The sequence below is a fragment of the Kitasatospora sp. NPDC004272 genome, from assembly GCF_053603035.1.
In genome coordinates this window covers 19,583-28,491 of the sequence record NZ_JBSGET010000108.1, presented here as the reverse complement: position 1 = coordinate 28,491, position 8,909 = coordinate 19,583, and the positions used below count along the sequence as shown (strand labels likewise).

The window sequence follows — 8,909 nt, the reverse complement described above, 5'->3', positions numbered from 1 at the left end:
CGAGCCACGCGGCCCCATCGAGACCGAAGCAGCACGCCGCCTCGCCGACGACCTCAACGATCAGTAATCAGCTAATTACCCCACACTTTCTCAGGGGGCGGCGGCCAGTTCGGCGCGCAGCACGTGCTTGGTGACCTTCCCGGACGGGGTGCGCGGCAGTCCGTCGCGGAGCACCACCTCGCGCGGGATCTTGTAGCGGGCGATCCGGGGCTCCAGCCAGGCCCGCACCCCGGCGGTGTCGAGCGCGGAGCCCGGGCGGGCGACCACGACGGCGACCACGGTCTCGCCCCAGTGCGGGTGCGGCCGGCCCACCACGGCGACGTCCAGCACGTCGGGGTGGCCGCGCAGGGCGCCCTCGACCTCCTGGGAGGCGACGTTCTCGCCGCCGGTGACGATCACGTCCTTGATCCGGTCGACCACGGTGACGAACCCGTCCGCGTCGAGGCGGCCGAGGTCGCCGGTGCGGTACCAGTCGCCCGCGAACACCTCGGCGGTGGCGGCCGGGTCGTCCAGGTAGCCGACCATCCGGGTGTCCGAGCGCAGCCAGATCTCGCCGCTCTCCCCGGCCCCGGCGTCGGTGCCGTCGGGGCGCACCACCCGCAGGTCCACGCCCGGCATGCCGCCGCGGCCGATCGCCCCGGCCTTGGCCACCTGCTCGGCGGGCGAGAGCGAGGCCCCGACCGGGCCGGTCTCGCTCATCCCGTACACCTGGTGGAACCGCTCGGAGCCGTACGCGGCCATCAGCCGGCGCACCGTGCCGGCGTCCAGCGGCCCGGCCCCGTAGATCCAGGCGCGCACCGAGGACAGGTCGTACGAGGCGAAGTCCGGGACGCCCCGCACCGGCGCGATCAGTGCGATCGGGGCGCCGAACAGGGCGGTGACGCGCTCGCGCTGGACGGTCTCCAGCAGGCCGCGCGGCTCGTACTCGCGCTGGAGCACGACGGTGCCGCCGAGCAGCAGGGTGCCCAGCGTCCAGTTGTTGAGCGGGGAGGCGTGCCAGATCGGCATGCAGATCAGGAAGCGCTCGTCGCGGTGCAGCGGGACGGTGGCGGCGGTGTAGGCGGCGGTCAGGGCGATGCCGCGGTGGGTGTGCACGCAGCCCTTGGGGGTGCCGGAGGTGCCCGAGGTGTAGAGGACCTGGGAGACGTCGGTGTCCGGTCCGGTCTCGCCGTACCAGGGCTCGGCGGCGGCGACCAGGGACTCGAAGGAGTCGGCGGGGCGCTGCTCCGGGGCCGCGTCGGGGTGGCTGACCAGCCAGCGGACGTCCGCCTCGGCGGCGGTGGCGCGCTCGCCGACCTCGGCGTCCACGACGGCCAACCGGGCCCCGCAGTGCGCGAGTTGGCGGGCCACCTCGGCGGTCTGCAGCTTGTGGTTGACCGGCACCAGCACCGCGCCCGCGTACCAGGCCCCGAACGCGGCGAACAGGAAGGCCGGGGTGTTGTACGTCATCACCGCGACCCGGTCGCCCGGGCGCACCCCGGCCGCCCGCAGCACGCTCGCGGCGCGCCGGGCGGCCGCGCCGAACTCGCCGTACGTCCAGCGCTGTTCGCGGTAGACGACGGCCTCCTGGTCGCGGCCCGAGCGAACCACGCTGTCCAACAGGGCGCTGAGGTGCATCACGTTCTCCTGACGTGCCGGACCCGCGGGGGCGAGGCCACCGGGTGCCCCCCGGGGTCCTTGGCGGGAAGCTATGAATGATGGTTCACTTCTTTCATGGCCTACCGCAAGACCCCAGCCGAAATCCGCCGGCTCAGCACCGCGAGGGACCTCCTGGTGGCCCGCGCCACCGAGGTCGTCGCCGAAGTGGGCTGGTCACAGGCATCGGTGACGGCCGTCGCCGACGCCGCCGGGATCGCCGCCGGCTCGGTCTACCAGCACTTCCCGTCCAAGGCGGCCCTCGCCGTCGAGGTGTTCCGGCGCGCCGCCGGACACGAGGTCGAGGTGCTCGGCGAAGTCCTGCACGGCCCCGGCGACCCGGTCGACCGGCTCGCCCGCGGCGTCCAGGTGTTCGCCCGCCGCGCCCTGGAGAACCGCGGCCTCGCCCACGCCCTGCTCACCGCCCCCGCCGAACCCGCCGTCGGCGCCGAACGGCTCGCCCACCGCCGCCGCTACCGCGCCCTGTTCGCCGAAGTCGTCCGCGAGGGCGTCGCCGCCGGCGCGCTGCCCGCCCAGAACGCCGAGATCACCGCCGCCGCGCTCACCGGCGCGATCGGCGAGATCCTGGTCGACCCGCTCGGCGGGCCCGGGGACGAGGACCTCGACGCCCTGCTCGCCGACCTCACCGCGCTGGCCCTGCGCTGCGCGGGCGCCCCCCGCAGCTGAAACCCCACCCCCACCCTCCCGGAGGCCCCCGTGCCCGCCAGCCACCCCACCGCCGCCACCCACCGGGTCACCAACCAGGCGCCCCCGCTGACCGGCCACGACGTCGCCCAGGACACCGTCCTGCTGGAGGGCCTCGCCCGCGAGGGCGCCGACTGGCACCGCGAGGAACTGCACCGCCTCGGCCGGCTCGCCGGCAGCGAACAGGCCCAGCGCTGGGCCGACCAGGCCAACCGGCACGAACCCGAACTGCGCACCCACGACCGCTACGGCAACCGGATCGACGAGGTCGACTTCCACCCCGCCTACCACCGGCTGATGGACCTCTCGGTCGGCGCGGGCCTGGCCGGCGCCGCCTGGGCCGACCCCCGCCCCGGCGCCCACGTCGCCCGCGCCGCCGGCTTCATGGTCGCCACCACCCTGGAACCCGGCCACCTCTGCCCGGTCTCCATGACCTACGCCGTCGTCCCCGCGCTGCGCCACGCCCCCGAACTCGCCGCCGCCTACGAACCGCTGCTCACCAGCCGCGCCTACGACCCCGGGCTGCGCGCCCCCGCCGGCAAGCGCGGCCTGCTGGCCGGCATGGGGATGACCGAGAAGCAGGGCGGCAGCGACGTCCGCGCCAACACCACCACCGCCGCCGAACAGCCCGACGGCAGCTGGCGGCTGCGCGGCCACAAGTGGTTCACCAGCGCGCCGATGAACGACCTGTTCCTGGTCCTCGCCCAGGCGCCCGGCGGCCTGTCCTGCTTCCTGGTGCCCCGGGTGCTGCCCGACGGCGAACGCAACACCTTCCGGATCCAGCGCCTCAAGGACAAGCTCGGCAACCGCGCCAACGCCAGCAGCGAACCCGAGTTCGACGACACGGTGGCCTGGCTGGTCGGCGCCGAGGGCAAGGGCGTGCGCACCATCATCGAGATGGTCACCATGACCCGGCTCGACTGCGTCCTCGGCTCCGCCGCGGGCACCCGCGCCGCCCTCGCCCAGGCCGCCCACCACGCCCGGCACCGCACCGCCTTCGGCGCCCTGCTGATCGACCAGCCGCTGATGCGCAACGTCCTCGCCGACCTGTCGCTCGAATCCGAGGCCGCCACCACCCTCGCCCTGCGACTGGCCGGCGCCGCCGACCGCGCCCGGCACGGCGACGGCGCCGAACGCGCCTTCCTGCGGATCGCCACCGCCGTCGCCAAGTACTGGGTCTGCAAGCGCCAGCCCGCCGCCGTCGCCGAAGCCCTGGAGTGCCTCGGCGGCAACGGCTACGACGAAGCCTCCGGCCTGCCCCGGCTCTACCGGGAAGCCCCGCTCAACAGCATCTGGGAGGGCTCCGGCAACGTCACCGCCCTCGACCTGCAGCGCGCCCTGGCCCGCGAACCCGAGGCCCTGGACGCCTTCGCCGCCGAGATCGACCTCGCCGCGGGCGCCGACACCCGGCTCGACGCCGCCTGGCGCGACCTGCGCGCCGAGCTGCGCCCCACCGAGGACGCCCAGCTGCGCGCCCGCCGGGTGATCGAACGCGCCGCGCTGGTGCTCCAGGGCGCCCTGCTGGTCCGGCACGCCCCCGCCGCCGTCGCCGACGCCTTCTGCGGCTCCCGGCTGGCCGGCGACCGCGGCCTGGCCTTCGGCACCCTGGCGCCGGACACCGACCTCACCGCGCTGCTCGACCGCCTGCCGGGGGCGTGAGGGAGCCGTCGGCGAGGGCCGGTCGGAGCCGGTAGACCCGGGCCGCGGTGCCGCCGAACACGGCGCCGCGCTCGGGGCCGGACAGCCGCGCGGTGAGCTCCTCGGCCGCCGCCACCACCTCGGCGTAGTCGGCGGCCAGCAGGCACACCGGCCAGTCCGAGCCGAACAGCAGCCGCTCCGGGCCGAAGCACTCCAGGGCGGTCTCCGCGCACGGCCGCAGGTCCGCGACCGTCCAGCCGCCCGGGTCCGCCTCGGTGACCAGGCCGGAGAGCTTGCCGCAGGTGTTGGGCCGGGCCGCGAAGGCGCGCAGCGCCCCGGCCCACGGCTCCAGGTCGCCGCCGGCGATCGGCGGCTTGCCCAGGTGGTCCAGGACGAAGGTGAGCTGCGGCAGCCGGTCGGCGGCCCCGGTGGCGGCGGGCAGCTGGTGCGGCCGGACCACCAGGTCGTGGGCGAGGCCCGCGTCGGCGACCGCCGCCAGCCCGCGCAGCACGTCCGGCCGCAGCAGCCACTCCGGGTCGGGCTCCAGCTGCACCTGGTGGCGGACGCCCACCAGCCGTTCGCCGCCCGGGAGTTCGCGCAGGGCGGCGAGCGCGTCGGCCACGCCCGGGGAGGTCAGGTCCACCCAGCCGACCACGCCCCGCACCAGCGGGTCGGCCGCGGCGGCGGCCAGCAGTTCGGGCGTCTCGCCGGCCTCGGTGACGGTCTGCACCAGCACCGTCCCGGCCATCCCGGCCGCCCGGGCCTGCGGGCGCAGCTCGTCGAGGGTGAACGCCCTTCGCAGCGGGGCGAGTTCGGGTTCCTCCAGCCAGTCGTGGGCGCGGGCGGCCGGGTCCCACAGGTGGTGGTGGGCGTCGATCCGGGGCGGGCCGCCGGGGGAGGGGAGTGCGGGGCTCATGGTGGACTCCCGATCGGGGTGGGCGTCAACTGCCGTGCCGGTCAGTGCTGTCGGGCGCCGGTGGACGGCGGGGCGAGCGCGGCGCCCGCGTCGCCCAGGGTGTCGCGCAGCCACTGCTCGACCCCGCAGACGTGCGCCAGGGCCAGCGCCCGGGCCAGGTCGGCGTCCCGGTGGGCGAGCGCGGAGTGGATCGCCCGGTGCTGCTCGCGGGTGCGGGCGGCGGCGCCCTCCTCGGTCAGACCGCGCCAGATCCGGGCCCGGGTGGTGGGCGCGGAGATCCCGTCCAGCAGCGAGACCAGCACGGGATTGCCGGAGCCGGCGGCGATCAGCCGGTGGAACTCCAGGTCGTTGGCCAGGAGTTCGTCCAGCGAGGCGTCGTCGGGCAGCGCGGCGAGCAGCTCGCCGAGCGCGCCCACCTGCTGCTCGTTCATCGCCCGGGCGGCCAGCGCGGTGGCCTCGGGTTCGAGGATCCGGCGCACCTGGAGGAAGTGCAGGACGGTGTCGTCCCGGTGGAAGTCGACCACGAACGCGAGGGTGTCCAGCAGGAGTTCGGGCTCCAGGCTGGTGACGTAGGTGCCGTCGCCCTGGCGGACGTCCAGCACCCGGATCAGCGACAGCGCCTTGACCGCCTCGCGCAGCGAGTTGCGGGACAGGCCCAGGCGCTCGGCCAGGTCGGCCTCCTTGGGCAGCTTGGCGCCGGGGGCGAGTTCGCCGCCGAGGATCATCTCCTTGATCCGCACGATGGCCTCGTCGGTGACTGGCACGGGTCCGCAGCTCCTCGGGGTGATCGGATCTCTCAGGATAGTCAGCCGCCCGCGGGCGGCGCGGGGGCCGATGCGCCCGGGGCCGGCGCGTCCGGGGCCGGATCGTCCGGGGTCGGCGCGTCAGGGGTCGGCGCGTCCGGGGCCGATGCGCCCGGGGTCGGCGCGGTCGCGGGCAGCAGTCCGCGCTCCGTGAGCTCCGCCCACAGCGCGGCGGGGACGGGGCGGCGCAGCATCTCCGCGGCGTCGCGGGCCTGTTCGGGGCTGCGCACGCCGACCAGCACGGTGGCCACGGCCGGGTGCGCGGCCGCGAACCGCAGGGCGGCGGCGCGCAGCGGCACGCCGTGGCGGGCGCAGACCTCCTGGAGGGCGAGGGCGCGGGCGAGGAGCGCGGGCGGGGCGGCGGCGTAGTCGTAGGGGGCGCCGGGCTTCGGGTCGGCCAGCAGGCCGGAGTTGAAGACGCCCGCGTTGATCACCGAGACGCCGCGCGCGTGGGCCAGCGGCAGCAGTTCGTCCAGCCCGCTCTGGTCGAGCAGGGTGTGGCGCCCGGCCAGCAGGACGGCGTCGAGGTCGGTGTCGCGGACGAACCGGGCGGGCACGGCGGTCTGGTTCATGCCGATGCCGATGGCGCCGATCACGCCCTCGGAGCGCAGCCGTTCCAGCGCCGGGTACGCCTGGTCGAGGGCCTGGTCGGCGTGGTCGTCGGGATCGTGCAGGTGGACGAGGTCGATCCGGTCGGTGCCCAGCCGCTCCAGGCTGGCTTCGAGCGAGCGGCGGACCCCGTCGGCGGTGAAGTCCCAGACCCGGCGGTGAGTGGCGGGAACGGCGAACTCGCCGTCGCCGCCGGGGCGTTCGTCCGGGACGAGCAGGCGGCCGACCTTGGTGGCGAGGGTGTAGGCGTCGCGCGGGTAACGGCGCAGCGCGGCGCCGAGGCGGCGTTCGGACAGGCCGAGGCCGTAGTGCGGCGCGGTGTCGAAGTGGCGGTAGCCGTCGGCGAAGGCGGCGTGGACGGTCGCCTCGGCCTGTGCGTCGGGCACGGCGGTGTACAGGTTGCCGATGCCCGCCGCGCCGAACGACAGCGCGCTGACCGGGACCCGGGAGCGGCCGAGCAGGCGGGTCACGGCGCGGGCACCGGGCGCAGCCGCAGGCCGTGCATGCCGCCGTCGACGGCGAGCGCGGTGCCGGTGGTGGAGGCGGCGGCCGGGGAGGCCAGGTGGACGATGGCGGCGGCCACCTCCTCGGCGGAGACCAGGCGCCCGGTGGGCTGGCGGGCGCTGAGCGCGGCGCGCTCGGCGGCCGGGTCGTCGGCGGCGTCCAGCAGGCGGCCGACCCAGGGGGTGTCCACCGTGCCGGGGTTGACGCAGTTGACCCGGATGCCCTCGCGGACGTGGTCGGCGGCCATGGCGAGGGTGAGCGAGAGCACCGCGCCCTTGCTGGCCGAGTACAGGGCGCGCTGCGGCAGCCCGGCGGTGGCGGCGATCGAGCAGGTGTTGACGATCGCCGCGGTCGCTCCCGGACGGGACAGCGCGGAGCGGCGCAGGTGGGGGAGGGCGGCGCGGGTGGTGCGGACCACGCCGAGCACGTTGACGTCCAGCACCCGGTGCCACTGCGCGTCGTCGTTGTCGGCGACCGTGCCGGCCGCGCCGATGCCGGCGTTGTTGACCAGCAGGTCGATCCCGCCGAGCGCCTCGGCGGCCGCCGCGACGGCCGTCCGCACCGAGTCGTCGTCGGCCACGTCGGCGGTGAACCCCCTGAGCGGGGGCGGGAGTTCGCCGGGTTCGAGGTCGAGGACGGCGACCTCGGCGCCGCGTTCGGCGAGCAGCCGCGCGGTGGCCAGTCCGATGCCGGAGGCGCCGCCGGTGACGATCGCGCGCAGGCCCTGGAGGTCGTTCACGTGCCCAACTCCTTCGCCCAGTAGGTGCCGTGGGGGTAGCGGTAGGTGTCGATCGAGGACCGGTGCATCGCGGCGGAGAAGCCGGGCGCGGTGGGCGCCGCGTAGCGGCCGTCCGTGATCACCACCGGGTCGGTGAAGTGCTGGTGCAGGTGGTCGACGTACTCGATCGAACGGTCCTCGACCGTTCCCGACAGCGCGACGTAGTCGAACATCGAGAGGTGCCGGACGAGTTCGCACAGGCCGACGCCGCCCGCGTGCGGGCAGACCGGGACGCCGAACTCGGCGGCCAGCAGCAGGACCGCCAGGTTCTCGTTGACGCCGCCGACCCGGGCCGCGTCCAACTGCAGCACGTCGACCGCCCCGGCCTGGAGCAGCTGCTTGAACACGATCCGGTTCTGCACGTGCTCGCCGGTGGCGACCTTCACCGGCGCGACCGCCCGGCGCACCGCGGCGTGGCCGAGCACGTCGTCCGGGCTGGTGGGCTCCTCGATCCAGTACGGGTCGAACTCGGCCAGCGCGTTGGTCCACGCGACGGCCTCGGCCACGTCCCAGCGCTGGTTGGCGTCGATCGCGATCCGCACGTCCGGGCCGACGGCCGCCCGGGCCGTGCGCAGCCGGCGGACGTCGTCGGCGAGGTCGGCGCCGACCTTCAGCTTGATCTGGGTGAAGCCGTCCGCGACGGCCTGCCGCGCCAGCCGGGTCAGCTTCGCGTCGTCGTAGCCGAGCCAGCCCGGCGAGGTGGTGTACGCCGGGTACCCGCTGCGCAGCAGCGCGGCGGTGCGCTCGGCGGCGCCCGCGCGGCCCGCGCGCAGCAGCTCCAGCGCCCGCTCGGGGGTGAGCGCGTCGGTCAGGTAGCGGAAGTCGACCTGGGAGACCAGCCACTCGGGCTCGGCCTCGGCCAGCAGCCGCCACAGCGGCAGGCCCGCGCGCTTGGCCGCCAAGTCCCAGACCGCGTTGAGCACGGCGCCGATCGCCATGTGCATCACGCCCTTCTCCGGGCCCAGCCAGCGCAGTTGGCTGTCACCGACCAGCGCCCGGGAGAGCGCGCCCGGGTCGGCGCACAGCTCGGCGACCGGCCGGCCGACCACGTGCGCGCGCAGCGCTTCGAGCGCCGCGACCTGCACCTCGTTGCCGCGGCCGATGGTGAAGACGAACCCGTGCCCCTCCAGCCCGTCCCCGGCGTCGGTGCGCAGCACCAGGTACGCGGCCGAGTAGTCCGGGTCCGGGTTCATCGCGTCCGAGCCGTCCAGCTCGCGCGAGGTCGGGAAGCGCACGTCGTGGGTGTCGAGCGCGGTGATCCGCGCCCCGGCGGTGCTCACGCGTTCGTCCGCGCGTTCGTCCGCGTGCTCGTTCACGCGGC

8 protein-coding genes are annotated in these 8,909 nt (G+C 75.8%); 2 read left to right on the top strand and 6 right to left on the bottom strand.

The window, feature by feature from the left end; translation table 11 throughout:
• Positions 1-90: 90 nt before the first annotated feature.
• Positions 91-1,617 carry a class I adenylate-forming enzyme family protein gene (locus ACWEO5_RS27820; RefSeq protein ID WP_452164959.1) on the bottom strand — a complete coding sequence of 509 codons (1,527 nt, stop codon included), beginning with the start codon at positions 1,615-1,617 and terminating at the stop codon, positions 91-93.
• Positions 1,618-1,713: 96 nt separating this feature from the next.
• Here ACWEO5_RS27820 and ACWEO5_RS27815 point away from each other — a divergent pair, with 96 nt between their 5' ends.
• Together ACWEO5_RS27815 and ACWEO5_RS27810 are read left to right on the top strand one after the other, a co-directional pair.
• Positions 1,714-2,322 carry a TetR/AcrR family transcriptional regulator gene (locus tag ACWEO5_RS27815; RefSeq protein ID WP_452164958.1) on the top strand — a complete coding sequence of 203 codons (609 nt, stop codon included), beginning with the start codon at positions 1,714-1,716 and terminating at the stop codon, positions 2,320-2,322.
• A gap of 30 nt (positions 2,323-2,352) precedes the next feature.
• Complete coding sequence (locus ACWEO5_RS27810; RefSeq protein WP_380272317.1) at positions 2,353-3,999, top strand: acyl-CoA dehydrogenase family protein; 1,647 nt, start codon at positions 2,353-2,355, stop codon at positions 3,997-3,999.
• Here ACWEO5_RS27810 and ACWEO5_RS27805 read toward each other — a convergent pair.
• The 5 genes from ACWEO5_RS27805 to ACWEO5_RS27785 are packed head-to-tail and all read right to left on the bottom strand — an operon-like array spanning position 3,965 to position 8,868.
• Entirely contained in the window at positions 3,965-4,894 is a 930-nt protein-coding gene (locus ACWEO5_RS27805; protein ID WP_452164957.1) for an amidohydrolase family protein, read from the bottom strand. The genes ACWEO5_RS27810 and ACWEO5_RS27805 overlap by 35 nt on opposite strands.
• 41 nt (positions 4,895-4,935) lie before the next feature.
• Positions 4,936-5,658, bottom strand: coding sequence for a FadR/GntR family transcriptional regulator (locus tag ACWEO5_RS27800; RefSeq protein WP_452164956.1), 723 nt, complete (start codon positions 5,656-5,658; stop codon positions 4,936-4,938).
• A 41-nt stretch (positions 5,659-5,699) separates the two neighbouring features.
• Positions 5,700-6,776, bottom strand: coding sequence for an aldo/keto reductase (locus ACWEO5_RS27795; protein ID WP_452164955.1), 1,077 nt, complete (start codon positions 6,774-6,776; stop codon positions 5,700-5,702).
• Positions 6,773-7,549, bottom strand: coding sequence for an SDR family NAD(P)-dependent oxidoreductase (locus ACWEO5_RS27790; protein WP_452164954.1), 777 nt, complete (start codon positions 7,547-7,549; stop codon positions 6,773-6,775). Before ACWEO5_RS27790 ends, ACWEO5_RS27795 begins: the two co-directional genes overlap by 4 nt.
• Positions 7,546-8,868 carry an L-fuconate dehydratase gene (locus ACWEO5_RS27785; RefSeq protein WP_452164961.1) on the bottom strand — a complete coding sequence of 441 codons (1,323 nt, stop codon included), beginning with the start codon at positions 8,866-8,868 and terminating at the stop codon, positions 7,546-7,548. Before ACWEO5_RS27785 ends, ACWEO5_RS27790 begins: the two co-directional genes overlap by 4 nt.
• Positions 8,869-8,909 lie beyond the last annotated feature (41 nt).